This window comes from Pseudomonas sp. MF06569 (genome assembly GCF_059862735.1).
The window spans coordinates 39,805-63,921 of the sequence record NZ_JCBCUZ010000010.1; the positions used below are offsets into that span (position 1 = coordinate 39,805).

Consider the following 24,117-nt stretch of genomic DNA (forward strand, 5'->3'; position numbering starts at 1 on the left):
AAGCAAGTATTGTTCCTGAATGCTCACGGCGCCGTTTGTGGGGCGGGCGTGCCCGCAATAGCATCACCGCCGCTTATCTGGCAGGCAGCTCGGCCTGCATCGCGAGCAAGCCCGCTCCCACAGCGTCTGGATTGAGGGGTAGAATCCTGTCATCCCTTTCTGACTGTTGCCCGCCCAATGTCCGTGATTACTGAAGTTGAGCCCATTACACAGGCTGATGATTGCCAAGGTCTCTACCCGATCAGGGATGTGGCCAGGCTCACCGGCATCAACCCGGTGACCCTGCGTGCGTGGGAGCGGCGTTATGGTTTGATCGAACCAAAACGCACCGAAAGTGGGCATCGGCTGTATTCAGTGAGCGATATTGAGTCAATTCGCCTGATCATGGGCTGGCTTGAGCGTGGGGTTGCTGTCAGCAAAGTCGCGCAATTGCTCGCAAACACGAAGCCCGCTGACAATCCGCAGCCCGAGGCCAGCGAGTATGGCGAATGGCAAACCCGTATCAGCAGCGCGCTCGCGGCCTTCAATGAGTCGGAGCTGGAGCGACTCTACGGTCAGATTTACTCTAGTTACCCGGTCGAAGTGGTGTTTCAGGGGATCTTCCTGCCCCTGTGGCAACAGTTGTCAAAAGCTCGGGATGTGTTTGGCCGAACCAGCGAATGGCTGATGCTGGATGGATTCTTGCGCGGGCGGGTGCAGCATCGCCTGCAGTTGCAGGCGGCAGATGCCAGGCAGTGTGTGATGGTGGTGGCGATGCCCGAGCTGTGCCGCGAGCTGGAACTGTTGGTGACGGGCTTGCTGTTGACCCGTAATGATCGCGTAGTCCGGGTTTTGGCCATCGGCCAACCCTTGGAAGAGCTGTCACTGGTCTGCGAAAAACTGGAGCCTCAGGCTGTCGTACTGTTTGCCAGTCATGCCCTGGGGACGGCGCACCACCGCCGGCTGATGCGGCTGGCGCAGACCTTGAATTGCTCGATGTCATTGGCCGGGGCCGGTTCGAACGTGGCCCAGGAGGCGCTGGCGGGTTCATCCATTGCTTGCCTGGGCAGTGAGGCCCGGTTGATGAATCAGCGATTGGACGCTGATCTCAAGGCAACACTGGGCAGCTGATCGAGATCAGCCGTGCAGGCTTGGGTGCGTCAGGCGGTGTTGCTGCAAGATGTATTGGCGCAGGCGTTCAGTCTCGCCCTTGTTACGCTGACTGAGCTGGTAGGCGTAAAGGCCCAGTTCGGTTTTACGTTCAAGGGTGCCGCGCAGGGCAATTCGCTCATGGCCGCCTGGGCTGAACCACTGTGCAAACTGGCGGGGTGGCTCGCTGTCGTGACGCATTTCAACCAGCATCCCTTTGAACGAAAGTTCGGTGACCCACAGGTGTCCGGCTTTGCCCCTGATGTTTTCCAGGGGGACTGGTTCTGCCAGGGTGAGGCGCCAGGGGCGGGATTTGGGCCCGTCTTCGAAGATGCTTGGCGTTCCGAGTTGCAGATGCTGGGCATGGAACTCGTCTTCAACCAGGCGCAGTGGAAAGCTCATTTGCTGGTTGGCGAATTGCGCCAGGATGGTGACCTGTTCATGGGCCGCCAGGCGTGTCAGCAGATCACGGATTTGCGACATCCCGTTGACCGTCAGGCTGGACGACGCATCCCGCGTATTGAGCAGCGGGTTTTGGTGAATCGTTCGGATGAAATCCAGCTCGTCCTGAGTCAAAAGGGCATCGTGAGACATGGATGGGGCTCAAAAAAAGGTCAGAAAAATCGTCATTGCGATTATCAGACCGCTCTTTTTACGTTTTGTTTGATCCGCTCGTCGCCTTGAGTGCCTGCAACTCGGCCTGGACAGCAGCCAGCTGGGCTTCGAGATGCGCGACACGCTGTTCGGCCTTGACGTGCTGGGTGACATCTTTCTGCACGCCAATAAAGTAGGTCAGCTGGTCGTTCTCGTTGAACACCGGCGTGATCGACAGCTCATTCCAGAAGTGCGTGCCGTCCTTGCGATAGTTGCGCAGCACCTGGCGAGTCGGTTGCCCGCTGGCAATGGCTTCGCGGATCAACTGCAGGCCACGCTGGTCGCGGTCGCCAGCCTGCAAAAAACGGCAGTCCTGATACAGGATGTCGTCGCGGCTGTAGCCGGTGAGGGCCTCAAACGCATCGTTAACATAAATCAGAATGTTGTCTTCGCCTTCTTGTTCGGCCACCACAATGCCGTCCTGGGACGCGTCTACCATGCGCTGCAACAAGCGGGCGTTGATCATCGTGCAATTCTCTTTAGTCGAACAGATTGCTGCATCTTAAGGCATAGGTACGAGAGCTGTGTCGCACCTGTTAATATCCCAGCCTTTTAGTCAGTTACAGGATCAGATTGATGAAAGTCGCCATCCTTTGCGGCTCGGTGTACGGCACTGCTGAAGAAGTCGCCCGTAATGCCAAGCAACTGCTCACTGATGCCGGTTTTGAGGTGTTTCTCAATTCCCGCGCCACCCTTGCCGATCTCCAGGCGTTCGGCCCTGAGGCTTTGTTGGCCGTGACCTCGACCACGGGCATGGGCGAGCTGCCCGACAATCTTGTGGCGTTGTACAGCGCCATTCGTGACCAACTGCCAGCCGCCTGGCGCGGTTTGCCCGGTGCCGTGATCGCCTTGGGTGACGAGAGCTACGGCGATACGTTCTGTGGCGGTGGCGAGCAACTGCGCGAACTGTTTGCCGAGCTTGGCGTGGGCGAAGTACTGCCGATGCTGCGCCTGGACTCCAGTGTCACGGTGACGCCAGAGGAAGACTCCGAGCCCTGGATTGCAGACTTGATCAAAGCACTGAGCCAATAACCGGGCGTTCACGCAGCAGCTCAAGCCAGGCTTGGGCTGCCCGTGACAAATACGCGCCTTCGCGCCATATGAACGCGATATCCCAGCGCAAATAGTCCGGTGCCAGCAGCTTTACCCGCACCACGCCGGGGCGCACCAGCCCGCGGGCAACCACGCTGGGCAGCAACACCACGCCCTGGCCTGCGGCCACCAGTGCCACCAAAAAATCCGCCTGCCCACTGCGTCCGCCTTCAATGGGGGTAAAGCCCGCTTGCTGGCAGGCCTTGAGCACGCGATCGTTGAGCACAAAACTGCGCTGGTAGAGCAAAAAAGGAGTATCGGCCAATTGTTCAAGGCGCACGCTGGGGCCTTCTGCCAGCGGGTGATCTACCGGGATCAAAACGTCCAGAGGCTCGTCACAAAAGGGCTGATAAGCAAATGCGGGATTCTTCGGCGTCAAGCTACCGCCCAGTTCCAGCTCGCCGCTCAAAACCGCCTTTTCAATATTCAAGCTGCCTTCTTCCAACAATTGCACCTGAATATTCGGATAACGTCGCCGGTATTCGGCAAATAACCCGGCAAACAGCGTATTGCTGCCCAGCAATGGCAGGCCTACTCGCAGCTCGCCCCGGGTCAGATGGCTCAAATCGTCCAGCTCGCTCAGCAACTCGTTGTGCAAACGCAGCATGTCCTCGGCTCGCTGTAGCACCACCGTCCCCGCAGCCGTCAGCCTGACCTGTGAGCCCAGGCGATCGAACAGGGGCGTGCCAAGGCTGTGCTCGAGCTGTGCCACCTGCTTGCTGACCGCCGACTGGCTGATATGCAGGCCGCTGGCGGCCTGGGTGAAGCCGCCCAGGCGTGCGACTTCAATAAAGGTGCGCAGGTGTTTGAATTCCATCGTCGTGATTCCGTTTTGGAATGGCTATAAGTCTGACAATTCGTTTTCGGGATGGTAGCAGGCTCTTTAGACTGATGGCCTGTCAGGAATGGAAAGATCATGAAACGCTTCGATGTAAAACGCTTGGGTCGGCTGATCAGTGAGCTGGCGGTGTTGTTGGCGCTCTACTTCTTGGGCTGCCAGCTCGCGGCCTGGTGGCACCTGCCAATACCGGGAGGTGTTGTGGGCATGGCGTTGTTGCTGCTGGCGTTTGCCCTGGGCTGGGTCAAGCCTGCGACCCTGCAACTGGGGGCCGGCGTGTTGATGACTGAAATGCTGTTGTTTTTTATTCCCGCGCTGATGAGCCTGCTCGACTACGGCGTGATCATGCGTGATGACGGCTGGCGCATCCTGCTGGTGATTGGCGTCAGCACCCTGCTGGTAATGATTGTGACGGCGTTTACCGTTGAGGCGGTATGCCGTTGGAGAGTGCGCCATGAAGTTTGAACTGATGCCCATGTTCTGGCTGTTGTTCACTCTGGCCACCTACGGTTTTAGCCGCTGGTTGTATCAGCGCACCGGCCGCTATCTGCTGTCACCGCTGATTCTGGTACCTGCCTTGCTGCTTGCCGTGGCCGTCCCGTTACACACCGCCTATGCCGAGTACTCCAGCAACACCCATTGGCTGATGCTGGTGTTGGGGCCTGTGACGGTCGCCTTCGCTGTGCCTATCTGGCAGCAGCGCAGGTTGCTGGCCCGGCATTGGGTGGCTTTGCTGCTGGGCATGCTGGCAGGCAGCGCAGCGTCCATCGGCAGTTCATTCTGGCTGGCCAGGGCGCTGTCACTCGACACTGAGCTCACCATGTCATTGGTGCCGCGCTCCATCACCACCCCGTTTGCCATGCCGCTGGCCCAGGGTTTGGGTGGCGTACCGGAGCTGACGGCTGTGTTTGTGATGTTTACCGGAGTATTTGGCGCATTGCTGGGCGGCATCCTGCTCAAGTGGTTGCCGCTGCGCAGCAGTCTGGCACGGGGTGCGCTGTTCGGTATCGGTGCCCATGGGGCGGGCGTGAGCCGAGCCCGGGAAGTGGGGAGCGAAGAAGGTTCGGTGGCAGGGCTGGTGATGGTGTTGACCGGCATTCTTAACCTGTTCGCCGCGCCGCTGCTGGCGATGGTGTTCTAGTTTGTACCGTTGCCACACAATCTGCGGGCATAAAAAAGGCCGCTGAAAACAGCGGCCAAGGAAGACGTTCATCAAGGAGCTACAAATCAACGTCAGGGTAAATCGGGTGCAGAGTCGATGCGACTCGATGCGTTGGACGTGTGTCCGTGCTGGAAAGTTCGACAAGAATAAGGACTTGCCCGCTGCGGAGTAAGGCCGCTTTACGACAATCTCTTTTACAGCTTCGACAACAGTGGTGGAGCAAAAAAGTGCGGTAGCTCAGAGGGTTATATGTCTGATGAGGGCGTGATAACTATGTACTTCATGCCCTGCATATTGGCCGTGTTGAATGCGCTTTTACATGATTTCTCCCGGCTGATCTGATGCAGCACGAGGCTGCACAGGCCGGGAGCAATGACAGGAGGTTCATCATGAGCGATATGGATAAGCGCGTGTTCGATGCTGCAAGCTTCACCCTCAAGCCGAGCCCGGACGTACTCGAGCGGGTACGCTCGTTTCTGAATGAGCAGTTGCTGCACCATGCAATAGATTGCGAAAGCATTTACATCAACACGGTCAACAACATCGTTGACCTGACATTGACCTACAGCCAGGACCTGCAGGGTCTTGGCATGGACACGCTGGAGTGGGGCACGGTCCAGTTGCACAACGACTGGGAAACAGGCGTGTTCTCTAAACCCTGGACGTTCCAGGACAGCCACCGAATGCATCAGTTTGCCATCGAGGACATCGAACAACTGATGAGAGACCTGCTCGATGAAGCCAAATACAAATGGATGGTTTGACGCCGCTGATCGTCAGCCCGGCTGATAGCCCATTCGCCAACTGATGGCCTGGCTGGCAGCCAGCAAACGCTTGGCTGCTGGCCCGTTTTCATCGGCGTGGAACAGTGATGTGGGGCCAACCACGGTCAGTACGCCGGCAACCTTGCCGGTAGCATCGAATACCGGGGCCGACAGTGCATCAACACCGGGCATCAGCAAGCCATGCACAAAGTGCAAGCCACGCTGACGGATGTGCTCACAAAGCCGGGTATAGGCCTCGGGTTTTTCCAGCGGGTGAACCAGATCGGTTTTTAATTCCAGTTCGCGCAAATCGGCGGTTTCGCGGTCCGGCAAAAAGGCGTTGAACACCAGCCCCGTTGATGAACTCAGCAGCGGTAAAACCGAGCCTAGCTGAGTGACCACCGTGATTGCCCGCACCGCCGGTTCGATATGCACCACCGTGGCCCCCTGATTGCCCCACACGGCCAGAAAGCAGGTTTCGTTCAAGTCATCACGCAACTCGGCCAGGGGCAGGGCGGCGACCTTTAGCACATCCATGCTGTTGAGCGCGGCCAGGCCCACTCGTAACGCCTCACGCCCCAGGCCGTAATGGTTGGTGGCGATATTCTGCTCGGCAAACCCGCTGGCAATAAGCGCCTGTAGATAGCGATGTACCTTGCTGGCGGGCATCTGCACGTGTTCGGCCAGGCGCGACAGCGAGGTCGAGGGTGACAGCTCGGCCAGGGCCTTGAGGATGTCTGTGCCGACCTCGGCCGAACGCACTTTTTGTTTGCCGGCACTGTCATTGCTGCTACGGGGCTTTTCCATGGTGATGCTTATATCTCGGGACGAATGGGCGTCTTTATAGCTTGACGCTTAATACCAATCAAATTACGTTATGCGTAATTGAATTACGATAAAAATAACGCAGCGACGCGCAGGTTGTCTCACAGCAATGCGCAGTCCACTGTCTTCTCCACTCTGGAGGCTCCATGAACCTCGACGCGTCTTCGCCAGTCCTTGGCTATCAATCCGGGTTTGGCAATGAATTCAGCAGCGAAGCACTTCCCGGCGCCTTGCCGGTCGGTCAGAACTCTCCGCAAAAAGCCCCGTACGGCCTGTACGCCGAATTGTTGTCCGGCACTGCATTCACCATGGTCCGCAGCGAGTCGCGGCGGACCTGGATGTACCGCATCCAGCCGTCCGCCAATCATCCTGCGTTCGTTAAACTGGAGCGGCAATTGGTCGGCGGCCCACTGGGCCCGGTGACGCCTAATCGCTTGCGATGGAATCCGCTGCCGATCCCTGCCGAGGCCACTGACTTTATCGATGGCCTGGTGGGCATGGTGGCCAATAGCGGGGCGGAAAAGCCCTCGGGCATCAGCATTTACCATTACCGTGCCAATACCTCGATGCAGCGTGTGTTTTTCAATGCTGACGGCGAGTTGCTGCTGGTGCCTGAGCAGGGTCGCTTGCGTATCTGCACGGAGCTGGGGCGTCTGGACCTGGAGCCTTTGGAGATTGCGGTCATCCCCCGTGGACTAAAGTTTCGCGTTGAGTTACTCGACCCGCAGGCCCGTGGTTATGTCGCCGAAAACCATGGCGCGCCGTTGCGTCTTCCGGACCTGGGGCCGATTGGCAGCAATGGTCTGGCCAACCCCCGCGACTTCCTGGCGCCGGTCGCCCATTACGAAGACGGCCAGGGCAGCACGACGCTGGTGCAAAAGTTTCTCGGCGAACTGTGGGGCTGCGAGCTGGATCACTCGCCGCTGAATGTGGTCGCGTGGCATGGCAATAACGTGCCCTACAAATACGACTTGCGCCGCTTCAATACCATTGGCACGGTCAGCTTCGACCATCCCGATCCGTCCATTTTTACCGTTCTGACTTCGCCGACCAGCGTGCCTGGCCTGGCCAATCTGGACTTCGTGATTTTTCCGCCGCGCTGGATGGTGGCTGAAAACACCTTCAGGCCACCGTGGTTCCACCGCAACCTGATGAACGAATTCATGGGCCTGATCCAGGGCAGCTACGATGCCAAGGCCGAAGGCTTCTTGCCGGGAGGCGCCTCTCTGCACAGCTGCATGAGCGCCCACGGCCCGGACGGCGAAACCTGTACCAAAGCGATTGCGGCTGAGCTGCAACCGGGCAAGATCGACAACACCATGGCTTTCATGTTTGAGACCAGCCAGGTGTTGCGTCCCAGCCGGTTTGCGCTTGAGTGCCCGCAACTGCAATCGAACTACGACGCTTGCTGGGCCTCCTTGCCCGCAACCTTCACCCCGAATCGGAGATAACCCATGACCCAGTCCACCTTCCCCCGTAGCTGGATTGCCTCCGCCAACGGTCACAGCGACTTCCCGCTGCAAAACCTGCCGATGGGCATTTTCAGTATTGATGGATCTGCTGCGCGCAGCGGGGTTGCCATTGGCGATTCCATTTTTGACCTTGAAGCCGGACTGGCGGCGGGTCTGTTCGAAGACCAGGCGAAGGCTGCAGTAGAAGCCTCGTTGGGCGGGGCCTTGAATGCCTATTTTGCGTTGGGCCGCAGCGCCCGGGTTGCCCTGCGCGAGCGCCTGCTTGAACTGCTGGTTGAAGGCAGCACCCTGCGCGGGAAAATCGAAGCCCAAGGCGCAAAGCTGCTGCCGTTGGCGGCGGATTGCCAGCTGCATCTGCCTGCCAGAATCGGTGACTACACCGACTTTTATGTCGGTATCGAGCACGCAAAAAACGTCGGCAAACTGTTTCGTCCCGACAATCCGCTGCTGCCCAACTATAAGTATGTGCCGATTGGCTATCACGGCCGCGCCTCTACCATTCGTGCGTCGGGTGCCGACGTACGCCGTCCAAAAGGGCAAACCTTGCCAGCGGGTCAGACTGAACCGACCTTTGGTCCATGCGCGCGCCTGGACTATGAACTGGAGCTGGGGATCTGGATTGGCCAGGGCAATGAGATGGGGGACGCGATCCCTGTCAGCGAAGCAGGCAAGCACATTGCCGGTTTTTGCTTGCTCAACGACTGGTCGGCCCGGGATATCCAGGCCTGGGAATACCAGCCGCTGGGCCCGTTTCTGTCCAAGAGCTTTATCACCAGCATCTCGCCGTGGGTGGTAACGGCTGAAGCGCTGGAGCCGTTCCGCCGTGCGCAACCGGCCCGTCCTGAAGGTGATCCGCAGCCGTTGCCGTATCTGCTTGATCCCAAGGACCAGGCCGGTGGCGCCCTGGATATTGAACTTGAAGTGCTGTTGTTGACCGAGTCGATGCGCCAGCAAAATCTGCCCGCCCATCGCCTGGGGTTGAGCAATAGCCTGAACATGTACTGGACCGCTGCGCAGCTGGTGGCTCACCACAGCGTCAATGGGTGCCAATTGCAGTCAGGCGACCTGTTCGGTTCGGGGACTTTGTCGGGCCCTGACCGCTCGCAGCTGGGCAGCCTGCTGGAAATCACCGAAGGCGGCAAACTCCCGATCGAGCTGGCTTCGGGAGAGGTGCGCAAATTTTTGGAGGACGGTGATGAAATCATCCTGCGTGCCCGCTGCACCCGTGAAGGTCATGCCTCCATTGGTTTCGGCGAGTGCCGGGGCAAGGTTGTCGCAGCGCGTTAAAAGGAGCGGGTCATGGAACTCTTTACCTATTACCGCTCCACGTCTTCTTACCGAGTGCGGATCGCGCTGGCGCTTAAGGGACTGGATTATCAGGCAGTGCCGGTCAACCTGATTTCGCCGCCTGGCGGTGAACACCGCCAGGCGGCATATCTGGCGATCAACCCGCAAGGCCGCGTGCCGGCCTTGCGCACCGATGAGGGCAGCGTCCTGACCCAGTCGCCGGCGATCATTGAATATCTTGAAGAGCGTTACCCGCAGGTAGCGCTGCTGTCCCCGGACCTTACCGTCCGCGCTCACGAGCGGGCGGTGGCGGCCCTGGTGGCCTGCGATATTCACCCGTTGCACAACGTCAGCGTGCTCAATCAACTGCGTCAATTGGGGCAGAGCGAAGAGCAAGTGGTGCAGTGGATCAGTCACTGGATCACCCAAGGGCTGGGAGCCATTGAGCAATTGATCGGTGACAGCGGATATTGCTTCGGGTCGCAGCCAGGGTTGGCGGATGTGTACCTGATCCCGCAGTTGTACGCCGCGCAGCGTTTTGGCGTGCCAATGGCGGCGTACCCGCGCATTGCCCGTGTGGCAGCGCTGGCTGAGCAACACCTGGCGTTTATCCAGGCGCATCCAGCCAATCAGCCCGATACACCTGCCTGAACTCACTGTGGGGGCGGGCTTGCTCGCGATCGAATCAACGCGGTCTTGCTGGATAACCTCGTTGTCAGTATCGCGAGCAAGCCCGCTCCCACAGAATCCAATCCCGCCGGGATATGTCCGAAACCCCGAAAACCGCACAGGCTTATTCCTGCGCACTTCAACGATTTTTCTGGCGCCGCCTATACTGGCGATTACCCATAATCGTTCGAGGGCCTGATGATGTTTGCTCTCATGCAAAGCGCTCAGATGGAGTCGCTGCACCTTAGTGTGGACCCCGTTACAGGCCTCAAGGCCGTGATTGCGATTCATAACACTCATTTGGGTCCAGCATTGGGTGGCTGCCGTTATCTGGCGTATCCCAACGACGAAAGTGCTGTGAACGATGCCATTCATCTGGCTCAAGACATGAGCTACAAGGCGGCTCTGGCCGGTCTTGCCGTTGGGGGTGGGCAGGCAGTCGTCATTCGTGCGGCCCATGTCGAAAGCCGTGCGCAGCTGTTTGAAGCGTTTGGCCGCTGCGTGGAGCAACTGGACGGGCGCTACATCACCGCCATCGACAGCGGCACCTCTACCGCCGATATGGATTGCATTGCCCAACATACCCGACACGTCACCAGTACCAGCGCTGCAGGCGATCCTTCGCCCCATACGGCAATGGGTGTGTTTGCCGGTATTCGCAGCACCGCCTCGTCGCGCTTGGGCAGCGACAATCTCGAAGGTTTGCGGGTAGCGGTACAAGGGTTGGGCAAGGTGGGGTACGCGCTGGCCGAGCAACTGCATGCTGCGGGAGCCGAGTTGCTGGTCTGCGATACCGATCCGGTTAAAGTGCGCCTGGCCATGGAGCAACTCGGAGCGCATCCCATCGCGTGCGAAGCCTTGCTCAGTACCCCGTGCGATATTCTGGCGCCGTGTGGTCTGGGTGGCGTGCTGAACTGGCATAGTGTGGCGCAACTGCGCTGCTCGGCTGTGGCCGGATGTGCGAATAACCAGCTGACCAACCTGCAAGTGGCAGACCAGCTCGAGCGGCGTGGCATTTTGTACGCGCCCGATTACGTCATTAATTCTGGCGGCTTGATCTATATGGCGCTGACCCATGAAGGCGCAACGCCCGAGGCCATCAATGAGCAGTTATTGCGTATCAGCCGGCGATTGACCGGCATCTACGCCCATGCCCAGGCTGAAAAGCGCTCACCGGCACGGGTTTCGGATGAGCTGGCGCATCAATTGCTGTACCCCAAGGATTGAACGCAGGCCAAATCCAGCTCCAGGCCTCCCATGGCAAAGCGTGACTCAAACTCAACCAGCCCCGCATGCACCTGCTGCAATGCCTCGATCTGGCTTGCCACAGCGTGTTTTTTGCGGGCAATTGCGTTGCTGACCACTTCCCAAGGCAATGTCTGGCCACGGTGCTCATCGAGAATGGCCTGCATCTCCTTGAGTTTGAAACCCAATTGCTGCGCGCACTTGATAAACATCAACAGCTCAACGCTCTGCTCGCAGTAGACGCGATAAGCCCCCCGGCGTTGCGGTGGTGGCAACAGGCCGATGTCTTCGTAATGGCGAATGCTTTTGACGGTGGTGCCCGACAGCTGGGCGGCTTTGCCGATGTACATGAAAAGTCCTTTTTCAATGGTCGCCCGCAAGGCTGATGCTCAGCGGATCGCGAGCGTGCGGGCTTGCTGCAGCCATGTGTTTTTTTGTGCGTGCGTGGCGTCCAGAAGCGGGCCGAACGTCAGGGTGGCGAGGGGCTTTATGCCACAAAACGCGAGGGTGGTTTTGCGTATTTGATGCAGCCCCGGCATGCGGTAAACCCATTTGTAGTACCAGGGGGGCGTGTCCATCGTCACCAGCAGGTGGGCACTGCGACCTTTCAGGAGCTTGTCGGGGAATGCCTTGCCCTTGCGGTACTGAAAGGCAAAGCCGGGTAGCAGGATCCGGTCGAAAAAACCTTTCATTAATGCGGGGATTCCACCCCACCAGATCGGGTAGACCAGGACCAGATGCTCAGCCCAGAGGATGTCTGCCTGAGCGTTGAGCAAATCAGGCTCCAGTGCCTGGATCTGCCTGTAACCCTCATGGAGTACCGGATCGAAGTGCAGGGTGCCCAATTGCATGACGCGAACATCATGGTTGGCACTCCTGGCAGCCTCAACATAGCTGTCTGCCAGTGCACCACAGAAACTGTCGGTGCCGGGGTGACCCAGGATCACCAGTACTCGCTTGCTCATCGTGACGCCAACCTGAAAGGGGGCCTTCGAGGTTAGGGGCTGCCCCATAGGGGAGAGTCAAGCGAGGACTGGGTGCGATTACTCGCTGTCGACCAGCAACTCGGACAGGGCGTCCGGCTGGCTCTTGAAGGCCTTGGCAAACACATCGCGATTTTTCGCCATGTAAATACCGGCTTCCTCGACTTGTTGCTCGCTCAGGGACGGCACAGCTTTTTGCAACACTTCGGCCAGCAATTCTGCCAGTTCCAGCATTTTGTCATGACGGTCAGCTTCGGCTTTATCCATGAACAAACGCTCCAGATCTCGGCTGCTGCGGTATACCACTTCGACGGCCATTTACCACCTCATATGCCTTCACGTAAATTATCTTGCGATTACTGTATTTATATACAGCTAAAAGGATAATCCAATCACCTGGATTTGAATAGCGGCTTTTTCACTCTAGCTGCAATTGGTAGGCGCAACGGTAGCCTGACGTGTCTAATAGCCGCCCGCCATCATCTCACCAGGGGTCGCTGGCCTTTTTTCTGCATGTAAAAAGCGTCATGTGCATCGCGGACGATCCGTTCGAGTCGATTCAAGGAGCTGCATCGTGAGAGTTAACAAAGCTGAGAAGCTACGTCGCCAGGTTCATGAACTGGCCGAATCGATGGGCAATCTGTTCGTCGAAACCTTCCATTACCTGGCGTTGTTTGCCATTGGAGCGGTCACTGCCTGGGCGGCGGTGATGGAATTTCTGGGGATGGTGGAGAAAGGCAACATCTCGATTGATGACATCCTGCTGCTGTTCATCTACCTGGAACTGGGCGCCATGGTAGGCATTTATTTCAAAACCAACCACATGCCCGTGCGCTTCCTGATTTACGTGGCAATTACGGCGCTGACCCGCTTGCTGATTTCCAACGTGTCACACCACAACCCGCCGGACATGGGCGTGGTGTACCTGACCGGGGCAATCCTGTTGTTGGCGTTTGCCATCCTGGTGGTGCGCTATGCGTCTTCGCAGTTCCCGTCGGTGAAGATCGAGAATCCCCATCGCAAGACCGGTACCGGCTCCAGTGAGCATCCGGAAGTGGAGAAGGGCGAGTTGTAAGGGCTCTTCATGAAAAAGGGCGGGCTTACCGAAGTAAGCCCGCCCTTTTTTATGCGTCCTGGACGCGGTATCAGCTATTGAGTTCGAGTTCTTTTTCTTTTTCCAAAAACTCTTCTTCCAGCAAAGCGTCAGCGCTCTGCTTTGGTTCTTTTGCCTCAAACCCTTCCGGGGCGAGGGCCGCAGTGCGTTTTCCACGCAGCTTGCCAAACAGGTGTTCCAGAGCGTGCTCCAGCTTTTCAGCTGCACCCTCCACAGCCTGGGTCAGCGAATCAGCGTCGTGGGATACAAGAATCGGCTGGTGTCCTTTAGGTCGAGCCTCCATTTTGCAGCGTTTGTCCTTCGGACCAGACTTGCCACCATTTTCATCACTGAGATGGACCTCGACCCGGGTCAGATCTTCCAAATGGCGTTCGAGCGTTACTTCAACAGTAGCGGTGACCCAGTCTTGGGTGCGTTTGTCACTGTCGATATGTTTATCGGAAAAGACGTGAGTAAGCATAGTTCTTCCCTTATATAAGCGTGCTCGTGTGAGGTCTGACGGCCTCGTGTGTACAAAGGTTCATCGTCATTGCTCAGTTACAGTGTTTGGGCCGATGAGCAAATATTTCAAGCACTATTTTCAGGAAGTCTTTCAAGTCGTGATCGGCGTCAGTCTTTGCCGGTGAGAAAAGCCCGCGTGTGCGGGCTATGATCGATTTATATCAAAATGCGACAGAAGTCTGGACGTAGAGCGTGCGCGGTTCGCCCACGTATTTCCCCTTGTTGTTATCGTCAAACGAGCGTGTGTAGTACTCGTGATTGAGGATGTTTTTGACGCCCACCGCCACGTTCAGGTCAGACAGTTGATGACCGAAGTCATAGCCCACGCGGCTGTTGAACACCATGTAACCGGGGATTAGACCGGTGCTGCCGTCAGCGCTTTCGGCACGTGTGTTGGCGTTGTCGGCGAACTGGTTGCTCTGGAAGGTACTGTCCAGATTGGCTTTCCATTGGCCTTCGGTATAACCGACTCCGATGCTGCCTTTGTTTTTCGAGGAGAACGGCACACGATTGCCTTTGTTCGGCCCATCTTCGCGGATGGTCGCGTCAACATAGGCGTAGGTGGCGTATACGTCGAAACCCGCCAGTACCGGGCTCAGGCCATCCAGCGCGTAATTGATGCTGGCCTCGATGCCCTGGTGCCGTGTCTTGCCCCGGGCGATCACCGTATCGGTGGTCTGGTTGCTGTCGTACTGATTGTTGAAGTTGATGAGAAATGCGCCGATCTCCGCGCGCAGGTTGCCATTGTCATAGCGTGTGCCGATTTCCCAGGTGCGGGCTTTTTCCGGTTTTACTTCGCCGCCGGTGACGCGGTTGGGCATCTGGCTGTACTGCACGCTGCCGAAAGAACCTTCGGTATTGGCGTAGAGATTCCAGCTGTCTGTCACGTGGTACATCACGTTCAAGGCAGGCAGCGGAGTGTTGTAGTCGCCCTTGTATTTGACGTGGGTCAGCAGGTTGGTTTGCTGCTGTTCAATCATTTCGTAGCGAATGCCGGGGGTGAACGTCCACTTGCCGATGTCGATCTTGTCGTCGATAAAGAACGCATGGGCCTCGGTGGCGCCCCGGGTGTCGCGGTCATTGCGGCTATTGGTGGTAGGCAGCTGGTTGGCTGCAATGGGCGTGCGGTAGCGCAGTTCATGGCCGGCTTCGTTGATATAGCGATAGCCCGCGCCCACTTCGTGGCTGGTGTTGCCCAGATCAAAGCCCTGGGCTATGCGTGTTTCGATCCCCCGAACCCAGTATTCCCGTGGTGACAGCGAGAGAAAGGTGCCCTGGTCCAGGTAACCGCTGCGCAGGGTTTTGGTGAAGAAGCTGTTGACCGTGAATTCACGGCGGTCTTCCTGGTAGCGATAACCGAAGTTGACCAGTGTGCGGCGGCCCCAGAACTTGTCGTTCGGGCGGGTCGATTGATACGGGTCAGCCTTGTAGGCTGCTGTGCTCAGGCCGCCGGGCATATCGGCTTCGCCATCGTAGTACTGGGCCATGGCGTTCAGGCTGTTGGCTTCGTCGATCTGGTAATTGCCTTTGAGGATCAAGTCGTCGATGCGCGTGTCGCTGTGTTCGCGCCAGTCACCGCCGCGGGTACCGGAGTACAGCAAGGCGCCGCCCAGGCCATTGTCAGCGGTACCACCGGCCAGCAGGTTGGCGGTTTTCTTGAAGCCATCCTGTGTGGACGACGGGCTGGTCTCGGTCTGGAAACCCGCCTTGACGGTAGGTTCGTCAGGAATGGCACGAGTCACGAAATTGACGATACCGCCTACGTTTTGCGGGCCATAACGCACTGCACCGCCGCCGCGAACCACGTCGACCGCATCCATGTTGCCCATGCTGATCGGGGCAAACGACAACTGCGGCTGACCGTAGGGCGCGAAGGGCACGGGGATGCCGTCCATCAACACGGTCGAACGGGTCGCCAGCCGTGGATTGAGCCCGCGAATACCGAAGTTGAGGGCCATATCATGGCTGCCAGTACCGTTGTTTTCCGGGGCGTTGACGCCGGGAATGCGATTGAGCACTTCCCGGGCAGTGGTCGCGCCCTGGCGTTCGAAGTCTTCGCGGCGAATCACGTCACGGGCGCCGGGGTGTTCGAATACATTGGTCTGCGCCGCGTCTCCCAGCCAGTCGCCGACCACGCTGGAAGCGCCCAGCTCAATGCTTGCCGGCGCTGTGGAGGCGGTCACCGGTTGCAGGCTGAACGCGCCCTGGCCTTCGGCACGGGCTTGCAGGCCGGTGCCTTCGAGCAAGGCGTGCAAGCCTTGCTCGGGGTCGTAGGTGCCTTCCAGGCCCTTGCTCTGAATACCGCTGGCGGCGGTTGAACTGAAGGAAATCAGCACCCCGGCTTCACGACCGAACTGGTTCAGGGCGTTTTCCAGCGATGAGGGGGCGATGTGATAGGCCTTGGCGTCGGCCAATGCCATCGGCAGAACGCTGAAACTCAAACTGGCACCCAATAGCAAACGGGTCAGGGACATGAGACGCAAGGGCTGAGCAGGCATGAAAGGATCCTGAGAAGATGAAAAGCGAAGTGGCTTGCCTTCTCTGTCACGCCAGATTTGAAATCAGCTCACAGTGTTTGAAATTTAAATTGCCCCTGTGTGGGCGTTATCAGGCCTTTGCTTCGACCGTCACCCAATACCGGGTAAAGCGCTTGATCCGCACCGGCAGGCTGACCGCCAGCAGGTCCAGCACGCGCTCGTTGTTGTCTACCGGATAGGTGCCTGAAATCAGCAAGTCGGCGACGTTCGGGTCACAGTTGAGCTGGCCCCGACGATAGCGTCCCAGCTCGGCCAGAAAGTCGGCCAGGCGCATGTGGGCGGCAACCAGCATGCCGTCGGTCCAGGCACCGCTCCCCGCATCCAGTGGGCGCGGCGGCTTCCAGTCCAGGCGATTGAAGCTCAGTTGCTGGTGGGGCTCGATCCACAGCGGGCTACCCGAATGCGCCGTTGGGGTGAGGGCAACCCGGCCATCAAATACGGCGACCTCCGTGCGATCGCTGAACTGGCGCACATTCAAGCGTGCGGCCTGGGGCTGCAGGGCGCCGTGGGCGGTAAGTACCTGCAAGGGACGCGGATCCTGGGCTGCGGTCAGCAGCATCTCGCCTTCGAGCAAGCGAATCACCCGCTGTTGACCGTCAAGCCTCACATCAACCGAACTGGCCGTGTTGAGCTGGATCTGGCTGCCATCGTGCAATTGCAGCGCGCGGCGCTGGCCCACCGGGCTGCTGAAGTCCGCCAGCAGCGGGGTGATGGGCAATTGATCGCGCAAGCCGTAGGTCAGCGCAGAACCGGCGCCCAACAACAGCAACAGTTTCAGGGCCTGACGGCGGCTGGTGCCTTTGGGTGCATTCAAGGCGGCATGGGCCAGTGGTGACGACAAGCCGCGCAAACGCTGGTTGATCCGTTGAATATGCTCCCACGCCCGCTCGTGTTCGCTGTGGGCCTGCAGCCATTGCTGCCATGCCTGCTGGCGCCGTGGACTGAGCTCGCCGTCCTGCATTTCGAACAGCCAGTTCACGGCCTGCTCGGCGACAGCCGAACCAATGTCGGGTGCCTGGGGGAAGGCGCCGTTCACAGGGCGAAGTAGCAGCGCAGGGCCGCCTTGCTTAGATGGCGTTTGACGGTGGCGACCGAAATGCCCAGCCGGGCGCCGATTTCGGCGTGGCTCAGGCCGTCGATCTGGGCCAGCAGAAAGGCGCGCTTGACCGGGGAGGGCAAACCGTCGAGCAACTGATCCAGTTCCATCAGGGTTTGCAGGATGATTGCCCGTTCTTCTTCGCTGGGGACCACCTGTTCCGGCATTTGGGCCAGCGCCTGCAGATAGGCGCGCTCCAGATCCTGGCGGCGGTAGTGATTGAACAACACACGCTTGGCAACAACCGTCAAAAAAGCCCGGGGCTCGGCCAGGGTCGGGGTTTCGCGGGCGGTCAGCAGCCGCATGAACGTGTCCTGGGCCAGGTCGGCGGCGCTTTGCGGGCAACCCAGCTTGCGCCGCAACCAGCCCGTGAGCCAGCTGTGGTGGTCCTGATACAGAACCTCGACGGTGTTTGACTGCGACAACGACCACTCCAGCTGCGCTGAAAACGCTTTAGAGAACAAGAATTGTTCGCATTGTAGTGGTGCCTGATTGCATTGAGCAATCACCACTGATCAATGACAGCAGCGCACCCCGTCATCTGCTTTTGCATATGAGAATATTTATCATTAGTATCGCTTTCCTTTTAACCTGCGCGCCGATGTCCATGATCCCACCCGAACCTGAGAATGGTCCCACCCGCGAAGCCCGCCAAGGACGTGCGCATTTTCTGCAGGTGTTTTTATCCCAGCGTCCGCAAATGGAAGCGCTGGTGAGCCGTCGCGTCGGATGCCGGGCAACGGCTGCCGATCTGGTTCAGGATTTGTTTCTGCGTTTCTGGCGGCGGCCCCTGGTGCAAGTCGAAGAACTCAGCACCTATTTGCTGCGTTGCGCGGGCAACATCGCCATCGACCACTTGCGCAGCGAAGGTACGCGCGAGCGGATCAACCATCACTGGCAGCCCGAGCCGGACGCCAACGGTTGCGAGCCCCAGGCGGCGCTGGAGGCGGGCAATGATTTGCGTCAGGTCGAGGCCGCCTTGCGCAGCCTGCCTGAGCGCACGCGGCATATCTTCTTGCTCAACCGGATTCACGGTCGTACCTATGCCGAGATCGCCAAGGTCATGGGCCTGTCCCAAAGTGCCGTCGAAAAACATATGATGCGCGCCCTGGAGGCCTGCAAGGCCAGTCTGCGTGAGCCGCCATCAGAGACAGCGTTGTGATCAGTCGTTCGAAAGTTTCCGTCACCCCCGAGCAAGAGCGCACCGCACTGGCGTGGCTCAGTGTGCTGCACAATCAGCCCGATAGCGGTGACCAGGCCACATTCAGCCGCTGGCTGCAGGCCGATCCTGCCCACGCCGAGGCCTACGCCCAGGCGCAAGTGGTGTGGGAGTTGAGCGAAGTGGCGGGCAGCACCCTGGCGGCCGAAGAAGCACGGGTCATGCAGCGTTATCTGTCAGCGATGAGCACTTCCCGACGCAGCCGCGTCAGCCACTGGTCCGGCGGTCTGGCCATTGCTGCGTGTTTGCTGATGGTGGTCGGCGTGTTTGCCGGTTGGCAGCCAGCGCGATGGCTGGATGATCTGGGCGCTGATTATGTGAGCGCGCCGGGGCAAGTACGCACCGTAATTTTGGCCGATCAATCCAGGGTCACGCTCGATGCCGACAGCGCCATCGCGGTGAACTTCAGCGCTGGCGAACGGCATGTCGAGTTGCGCCGCGGCGTGGCCTTTTTTCACGTCACCCACACCGGTGATCCCTTTGTCGTTGATGCCGAGGGCGGCGAAGCGCGGGTGCTGGGTACCGAGTTCGAGGTGCGCCTGCAACCCGGTGGCGCGCAAGTCACGGTGCTGTCCGGGCGGGTAGGGGTCAAGGCGAGCAAGGACGCTGCGCAGCAGATTCTGATCGCCGATCAGCAAATGGCCTACGACGCTGGAGTGACCGATGCGGTGCATCGTGTCGACAGTGAGGCCCAGCTGGGTTGGCGCTCGGGCTGGCTGACCTACTACAAAACGCCGCTGGTCGACGTCGTGGCAGACCTGAAGCGCTATTACCCCGGTCAGATCGTGTTGCTCAACAGCCAGTTGGGCGCCAGGCGGATCAGCGGCAGCTTTCCCAGCCAGGACCCGCAGGCGGTGCTCAATTCGTTGCAGGGCGTGCTCGGGTTCGAGCAGCACAGCGTGCTTGGGCTGATTGTGTTGCGTTGATGCCCGCTCCCACATCCGAAATTTTTTTTCAGCATCAGGTGAGGTATCCCCCGGCCGCATCCGTGTAGTGCTTGAAAATGCGAAAAATTCGTATTCCGTATCAGGTCGACACACAGGTCATGAGCATGAAGTCCAGGGCAAGTTCGGTGAAACAGTGGTTGGGGGCTTCTGCTTTAGTGATGACCGGGTTGGCACTCAACCCGCTTTACGTCGCGATGGCCGCCGAGGTTGCGCAGCAGCAGGCCAGCGCGTTGTTCGATTTCAACCAGCCGGCCAAACCGCTGCCCCAGGCCCTGAACGACTTCTCACGTTTGACCGGTCTCAGCGTGGTCTATACCGACGAAGCCCCTTTCGGCCTGCAGGCTCCCGCCATCAAGGGCCGCATGAGTGCTGATCAGGCCTTGCAGCAGTTACTCGCGCAGTCGGGCTTCAATGTGCGCCGTACCGACGCCAACACCTTCGCCCTCGAACCCCAGCCCACGGCAGGCGCCCTGAACCTGGGGGCCACCAGCATCACCTCGCTGGCCTCAACCGACACCAGCTACCAGCCACCGGCCACCACTTCGGTCATGCGCGGCACGGGCTCGTCCATGGAAGTCCCGCAAACCATCAACGTGGTTGCCGCCCAGGTGATTCGCGATCAGGCGCCGCGCAATCTGGATGACGCGCTGAACAACGTCAGCGGCATCACCCAGGGCAATACGCTGGGCAGCACCCAGGACTCGGTGATGAAGCGCGGTTTTGGCGACAACCGCGACGGTTCGATCATGCGCGATGGCATGCCGCTGGTGCAGGGGCGGGCGATGAATGCCACCACTGAGCGGGTCGAAGTGCTCAAGGGGCCGGCCTCGTTGCTCTACGGGATTCAAGACCCGGGCGGTGTGGTCAACGTGGTCAGCAAAAAACCGCAGTTTGAGCAGTACAACGCACTGACGGTACGTGGCTCAACCTATGGCTCGGGCAAAAACGGCAGTGGTGGCAGCCTGGACAGCACCGGCCCGCTGGGTGATTCGGGGCTGGCTTACCGGATGATCATCGACCATCAGGACGAAGATTACTGGCGCAACTTCGGTGTGCACCGCGAGACGCTGATTGCACCGTCTCTGGCCTGGTATGGCGACAACACGCAGGTGTTGCTGGCATACGAACATCGGGAATTCTTGACGCCTTTTGATCGCGGTACGGCGATCAACCCGGCCACCAATCATCCGCTGGATATTCCGGCCACGCGCCGACTGGATGAGCCGTTCAACAATATGGAAGGGCGCTCTGACCTGTACCGTCTCGAAGTCGATCACGACCTCAACGACGACTGGAAAGCCCATTTCGGCTACAGCTGGAATCGTGAGACCTACGATGCCAGTCAGGTGCGCGTCACTGAGGTCAACTCCAATGGCACCCTGACCCGTAAAATGGACGGCACCCAAGGCGCACTCACCACCGACCGCTTCTCGACCTTCAGCCTGCAGGGCAAGGTCCAGGCGGCGGGGATGCAGCATGACCTGGTGTTTGGCGTGGATGATGAATACCGCAAGATCTACCGCGCCGAGCTGATCCGCCAGGACAGCCAGTCCGTGTTCAACTATGAAAACCCGGTGTATGGCAAGGAAGTTGCCGGTACCACCGTGAGCGCCAGTGACAGCAACCAGACCGACTTGCTGCGCAGTGACTCGCTCTTTGCCCAGGACTCCATCCACCTCACCGACCAATGGATTCTGGTAGCCGGGGCACGTTTTCAGAAGTACGACCAACTGGCAGGCAAGGCCATTCCGTTCAAGGCCAACACTGACACCAATGGCGTGAAATGGATCCCCCGTGCCGGACTGGTTTATCGCTACACCGATGAACTGTCGTTCTATGGCAGCTACACCGAATCGTTCAAACCCAACTCCACCATCGCGCCGCTGACAGGGGGCGTGGTACTGGATTCGGCCATTGCGCCGGAGGAGTCAAAATCCTGGGAACTGGGCGCCAAGCTCGATCTTCCCGGGCGTATCACCGGCAGCGTTGCGCTGTTCGACATCCAGAAGCGCAACGTACTGGTTTCCACCACCGAGGGCCGCAATACCGTGTATTCGGCTGCCGGTGAAGTTCGATCGCGAGGGCTGGAACTGGACGTGAGCGGCCAGTTGAGCGAGCAGTGGAGCCTGATCGGCAGTTACGCCTACACCGATGCCGAAGTGACCAAGGACACTAAATACGAAGGCATGCGATTGCAGAACGTGGCCAAAAACAGCGGCTCGGTGTCGGCGGTGTATGACTTTGGCAACATCGTGGGCGGTGACAAATTACGGGTGGGTGCCGGTGCCCGCTATGTGGGCGAGCGGGCGGGGGATGCCCTGAACGACTTCGACCTGCCGGGCTACACCGTGGCCGATGCCTTCGCCACCTATGACACCCGGATCGAAGGGCAGAAGGTCAAATTCCAGGTCAACGTCAAAAACCTTTTCGACCGCACTTACTACACCTCGGCGGCCAGCCGGACCTTCGTCTCGATCGGGGATGCGCGGCAAATGACATTCTCCAGCACGCTGGAGTTTTAAGGGCCGGAACCTGTGGGTATGACTCGTTGAGGGAGCAAGCTTGCTCCCTCAACGTTACCTGAACGCCACTCGATACTCCCCCGGTGTACTGCCCAGGCTTTGCTTGAAACGGTTGGCGAAGTGGCTGGCGCTGGCAAAGCCGCAGGCCAGTGCCACGTCGCCCAGTGCCAGGGCGCTGTGGCGCAGCAAGTCGCGGGCGCGCGCCAGGCGGCGGGCCAACAGGTACTGGTGGGGCGGCACGCCGAAGCTTTCGCGGAACATGCGCGCAAAGTGATAAGGCGACAGCGCACACTGGGCCGCCAGTTGGCCGATGCTCAGGGGCTCGGCCAACTGGTGTTCGATGTAGTCGACCAGTTGGCGCCGTTGATAGGCCGCCAGCCCGCCCTTGAGTTGCAACCCGTCACGCAAGCCCACTTGTGTCAGCACCGCATGGTCGAGCAGGGCGCCCGCCAGGCTGCTGGTCAGCAGGCGTTCGCCGGGTTCGTTCCAGTTCATGCCAATCAGTTGGTGAAAACGCCGGGTCTGCTGCTCGTCATCCTGAAAGGTGATTTCACGCAGTTGCAGTTCCCGTGGTTCGCGGTCGAGCAGGGTGATGCAGCTCAGCGCAAACTGCTCCTGGCTGACATAGACATGGGCCAGGCGAATTTCGCCATTGATGATCCAGGCCGATTGATGCCCGGCGGGCAGCACGCATAACTTGCCCGGTGCGCCTCTGGCGCCGGGTGTCTCACGACGAAAAGTGCCAGTGCCGCCGGAGATGTAGCACGACAACGTGTGGTGGGTCGGTGCTTCATAATCCCGGGTGTCGTGGTGATTGCTCCACATGGCCGCAGACATGCCGTCACCCAGTTCGGCACTGTTCTCCAGGCGCGCATTGGGCGAGCGGCCCATGGCTTGAAAGACTTGTAGGGTGTGCAGTGTGTGCATGGTCAGTTCTCCAACGCCTTGCATCCTACTCCGTAGCGCCCGGGCTGCCAGCCCCGGGCCAACAAAAGCGCAAGAATCTGCAAGTGCGCGCACAGGCTCGGGCACAGACTGAAAGCCATTGTCTGGAGTGCGCCATGAATCTTTTTTTGTATGTGTTGACCGTGCTGATCTGGGGGACCACGTGGATCGCCCTGAAGCTGCAACTGGGAGTGGTGGCGATTCCGGTGTCCATCGTGTATCGCTTTGGCCTGGCGGCGCTGGTGCTATTTGTTGTGCTGCTGCTCAGCCGCAAATTGCAGGTGATGAACAGGCGCGGGCATCTGATATGCCTGGCTCAGGGGCTGTGTTTGTTTTGCGTCAATTTCATGTGTTTTCTGACCGCCAGCCAGTGGGTGACAACGGGGTTGATCGCGGTGGTGTTTTCCACTGCAACGTTGTGGAACGCGCTGAATGCGCGGATTTTCTTCAAGCAGAAAGTCGCCCGTAACGTCATTGCCGGTGGTGCTCTGGGGATGCTCGGACTGGGTTTGTTGTTCTGGCCGGAATTAAGCGGGCATACGGCGACGCCGCAGATTTTGCTCGGGCTGGGCCTGGCGTTGATCGGCACCCTGTGTTTTTCGGCGGGCAACATGCTGTCGAGCTTGCAACAGAAGGCTGGCCTCAAGCCGCTGACGACCAATGCCTGGGGCATGCTCTATGGCGCCAGCATGCTGGCGGTGTACTGCGTGTTCAGGGGTATCCCGTTCGACATGGAATGGAACGCGCGTTATGTCGGGTCGTTGCTGTATCTGGTGATACCGGGGTCGGTGATCGGTTTTACCGCGTACCTGACGCTGGTCGGGCGCATGGGCCCGGAACGCGCGGCGTATTGCACGGTGTTGTTCCCGCTGGTGGCGCTGAATGTGTCGGCCTTTGCAGAGGGCTATCAGTGGACGGCTCCGGCTTTGGCCGGGCTGGTGCTGGTGATGCTGGGCAACGTGCTGGTGTTTCGCAAGCCCAAACCGGTGGCACTGAACGCCAAGCTGGCGTGAGCCTCCCCCCTGTGGGAGCGGGCTTGCTCGCGATCGGATCGCCGAGGTGTGACTGATACACCGCGTCGCTGCCATCGCGAGCAAGCCCGCTCCCACAACAGGCC

Annotated in this window: 26 protein-coding genes; 14 read left to right on the plus strand and 12 right to left on the minus strand. The window is 59.2% G+C overall.

The features are described from left to right. Positions 1-177 precede the first annotated feature (177 nt). A complete protein-coding gene (locus AC19YQ_RS12010; protein WP_133076340.1) occupies positions 178-1,110 on the plus strand; it encodes a MerR family transcriptional regulator in 933 nt (310 codons plus the stop codon). Positions 1,111-1,116: 6 nt separating this feature from the next. On the opposite strand, the gene AC19YQ_RS12015 is transcribed toward AC19YQ_RS12010, so the two are convergent. Continuing rightward, positions 1,117-1,722, minus strand: a complete 606-nt coding sequence (locus AC19YQ_RS12015) for a hypothetical protein (protein ID WP_133076339.1) — start codon at positions 1,720-1,722, stop codon at positions 1,117-1,119. Positions 1,723-1,780: 58 nt separating this feature from the next. Then, complete coding sequence (locus AC19YQ_RS12020) at positions 1,781-2,248, minus strand: PAS domain-containing protein (RefSeq protein ID WP_326397378.1); 468 nt, start codon at positions 2,246-2,248, stop codon at positions 1,781-1,783. Positions 2,249-2,358: 110 nt separating this feature from the next. Between AC19YQ_RS12020 and AC19YQ_RS12025 the strand changes: the two genes are divergently transcribed. After that, positions 2,359-2,814: a flavodoxin gene (locus tag AC19YQ_RS12025; protein ID WP_133076337.1), complete on the plus strand. Its 456-nt coding sequence runs from the start codon at positions 2,359-2,361 to the stop codon at positions 2,812-2,814. Here the strand turns inward: AC19YQ_RS12025 and AC19YQ_RS12030 are convergent. Then, entirely contained in the window at positions 2,795-3,691 is an 897-nt protein-coding gene (locus AC19YQ_RS12030) for a LysR family transcriptional regulator (protein ID WP_133076336.1), read from the minus strand. The genes AC19YQ_RS12025 and AC19YQ_RS12030 overlap by 20 nt on opposite strands. A gap of 99 nt (positions 3,692-3,790) precedes the next feature. Here AC19YQ_RS12030 and AC19YQ_RS12035 point away from each other — a divergent pair, with 99 nt between their 5' ends. From AC19YQ_RS12035 to AC19YQ_RS12045, 3 genes are all read left to right on the plus strand, one after another. Beyond that, positions 3,791-4,177: a CidA/LrgA family protein gene (locus AC19YQ_RS12035; RefSeq protein WP_326397379.1), complete on the plus strand. Its 387-nt coding sequence runs from the start codon at positions 3,791-3,793 to the stop codon at positions 4,175-4,177. Further along, a complete protein-coding gene (locus tag AC19YQ_RS12040) occupies positions 4,167-4,853 on the plus strand; it encodes an LrgB family protein (protein ID WP_133076334.1) in 687 nt (228 codons plus the stop codon). The genes AC19YQ_RS12035 and AC19YQ_RS12040 overlap by 11 nt, the downstream gene beginning before the upstream one ends. Positions 4,854-5,263: 410 nt before the next feature. Continuing rightward, complete coding sequence (locus AC19YQ_RS12045; protein ID WP_326397380.1) at positions 5,264-5,638, plus strand: hypothetical protein; 375 nt, start codon at positions 5,264-5,266, stop codon at positions 5,636-5,638. A 12-nt stretch (positions 5,639-5,650) separates the two neighbouring features. On the opposite strand, the gene AC19YQ_RS12050 is transcribed toward AC19YQ_RS12045, so the two are convergent. Further along, positions 5,651-6,445: an IclR family transcriptional regulator gene (locus AC19YQ_RS12050; protein ID WP_133076332.1), complete on the minus strand. Its 795-nt coding sequence runs from the start codon at positions 6,443-6,445 to the stop codon at positions 5,651-5,653. Positions 6,446-6,609: 164 nt separating this feature from the next. Between AC19YQ_RS12050 and hmgA the strand changes: the two genes are divergently transcribed. The 4 genes from hmgA to AC19YQ_RS12070 all read left to right on the plus strand — a co-directional run bounded on the left by hmgA (position 6,610) and on the right by AC19YQ_RS12070 (position 11,118). Next, a complete protein-coding gene (hmgA, locus tag AC19YQ_RS12055; RefSeq protein WP_133076331.1) occupies positions 6,610-7,914 on the plus strand; it encodes a homogentisate 1,2-dioxygenase in 1,305 nt (434 codons plus the stop codon). A 3-nt stretch (positions 7,915-7,917) separates the two neighbouring features. After that, complete coding sequence (gene fahA, locus AC19YQ_RS12060; protein ID WP_326397381.1) at positions 7,918-9,222, plus strand: fumarylacetoacetase; 1,305 nt, start codon at positions 7,918-7,920, stop codon at positions 9,220-9,222. 12 nt (positions 9,223-9,234) lie between these two features. Then, positions 9,235-9,873 (plus strand): maleylacetoacetate isomerase, encoded by a 639-nt coding sequence (maiA, locus tag AC19YQ_RS12065; protein WP_326397383.1) that lies wholly within the window; start codon positions 9,235-9,237, stop codon positions 9,871-9,873. A gap of 219 nt (positions 9,874-10,092) precedes the next feature. Continuing rightward, positions 10,093-11,118 (plus strand): Leu/Phe/Val dehydrogenase, encoded by a 1,026-nt coding sequence (locus tag AC19YQ_RS12070; RefSeq protein ID WP_133076466.1) that lies wholly within the window; start codon positions 10,093-10,095, stop codon positions 11,116-11,118. Here the strand turns inward: AC19YQ_RS12070 and AC19YQ_RS12075 are convergent. From AC19YQ_RS12075 to AC19YQ_RS12085, 3 genes are all read right to left on the minus strand, one after another. Next, the gene (locus AC19YQ_RS12075; protein ID WP_133076328.1) at positions 11,094-11,486 is read right to left on the minus strand and encodes a MerR family transcriptional regulator; all 393 of its coding nucleotides are present in this window, start codon (positions 11,484-11,486) and stop codon (positions 11,094-11,096) included. The genes AC19YQ_RS12070 and AC19YQ_RS12075 overlap by 25 nt on opposite strands. Before the next feature lie 39 nt (positions 11,487-11,525). Next, the gene (locus tag AC19YQ_RS12080) at positions 11,526-12,101 is read right to left on the minus strand and encodes an NAD(P)H-dependent oxidoreductase (protein ID WP_133076327.1); all 576 of its coding nucleotides are present in this window, start codon (positions 12,099-12,101) and stop codon (positions 11,526-11,528) included. Between the two features lie 78 nt (positions 12,102-12,179). Next, positions 12,180-12,437 (minus strand): YebG family protein, encoded by a 258-nt coding sequence (locus tag AC19YQ_RS12085; protein ID WP_019410845.1) that lies wholly within the window; start codon positions 12,435-12,437, stop codon positions 12,180-12,182. A gap of 256 nt (positions 12,438-12,693) precedes the next feature. On the opposite strand from AC19YQ_RS12085, the gene AC19YQ_RS12090 reads away from it, so the two are divergent. Next, positions 12,694-13,194, plus strand: a complete 501-nt coding sequence (locus AC19YQ_RS12090) for a phosphate-starvation-inducible protein PsiE (RefSeq protein WP_133076326.1) — start codon at positions 12,694-12,696, stop codon at positions 13,192-13,194. 70 nt (positions 13,195-13,264) lie between these two features. Here AC19YQ_RS12090 and AC19YQ_RS12095 read toward each other — a convergent pair whose 3' ends face one another. The 4 genes from AC19YQ_RS12095 to AC19YQ_RS12110 all read right to left on the minus strand — a co-directional run bounded on the left by AC19YQ_RS12095 (position 13,265) and on the right by AC19YQ_RS12110 (position 17,792). Continuing rightward, positions 13,265-13,693 (minus strand): HPF/RaiA family ribosome-associated protein, encoded by a 429-nt coding sequence (locus AC19YQ_RS12095; protein ID WP_133076325.1) that lies wholly within the window; start codon positions 13,691-13,693, stop codon positions 13,265-13,267. A gap of 202 nt (positions 13,694-13,895) precedes the next feature. After that, a complete protein-coding gene (gene fecA, locus AC19YQ_RS12100; RefSeq protein ID WP_133076324.1) occupies positions 13,896-16,232 on the minus strand; it encodes a TonB-dependent Fe(3+) dicitrate receptor FecA in 2,337 nt (778 codons plus the stop codon). A 109-nt stretch (positions 16,233-16,341) separates the two neighbouring features. After that, positions 16,342-17,307 (minus strand): FecR domain-containing protein, encoded by a 966-nt coding sequence (locus tag AC19YQ_RS12105; protein ID WP_500595188.1) that lies wholly within the window; start codon positions 17,305-17,307, stop codon positions 16,342-16,344. Next, a complete protein-coding gene (locus AC19YQ_RS12110; protein WP_133076322.1) occupies positions 17,304-17,792 on the minus strand; it encodes a sigma-70 family RNA polymerase sigma factor in 489 nt (162 codons plus the stop codon). Before AC19YQ_RS12110 ends, AC19YQ_RS12105 begins: the two co-directional genes overlap by 4 nt. Before the next feature lie 176 nt (positions 17,793-17,968). Between AC19YQ_RS12110 and AC19YQ_RS12115 the strand changes: the two genes are divergently transcribed. The 3 genes from AC19YQ_RS12115 to AC19YQ_RS12125 all read left to right on the plus strand — a co-directional run bounded on the left by AC19YQ_RS12115 (position 17,969) and on the right by AC19YQ_RS12125 (position 22,055). Continuing rightward, the gene (locus AC19YQ_RS12115; protein WP_133076321.1) at positions 17,969-18,529 is read left to right on the plus strand and encodes an RNA polymerase sigma factor; all 561 of its coding nucleotides are present in this window, start codon (positions 17,969-17,971) and stop codon (positions 18,527-18,529) included. Then, a complete protein-coding gene (locus AC19YQ_RS12120; RefSeq protein ID WP_326397387.1) occupies positions 18,526-19,512 on the plus strand; it encodes a FecR family protein in 987 nt (328 codons plus the stop codon). The genes AC19YQ_RS12115 and AC19YQ_RS12120 overlap by 4 nt, the downstream gene beginning before the upstream one ends. A 125-nt stretch (positions 19,513-19,637) precedes the next feature. Then, complete coding sequence (locus tag AC19YQ_RS12125; protein WP_133076465.1) at positions 19,638-22,055, plus strand: TonB-dependent siderophore receptor; 2,418 nt, start codon at positions 19,638-19,640, stop codon at positions 22,053-22,055. Positions 22,056-22,109: 54 nt separating this feature from the next. Here AC19YQ_RS12125 and AC19YQ_RS12130 read toward each other — a convergent pair whose 3' ends face one another. After that, a complete protein-coding gene (locus AC19YQ_RS12130; RefSeq protein ID WP_133076319.1) occupies positions 22,110-22,982 on the minus strand; it encodes an AraC family transcriptional regulator in 873 nt (290 codons plus the stop codon). A gap of 134 nt (positions 22,983-23,116) precedes the next feature. Between AC19YQ_RS12130 and AC19YQ_RS12135 the strand changes: the two genes are divergently transcribed. After that, positions 23,117-24,013, plus strand: a complete 897-nt coding sequence (locus tag AC19YQ_RS12135; RefSeq protein ID WP_219261667.1) for a DMT family transporter — start codon at positions 23,117-23,119, stop codon at positions 24,011-24,013. Positions 24,014-24,117: the final 104 nt, after the last annotated feature.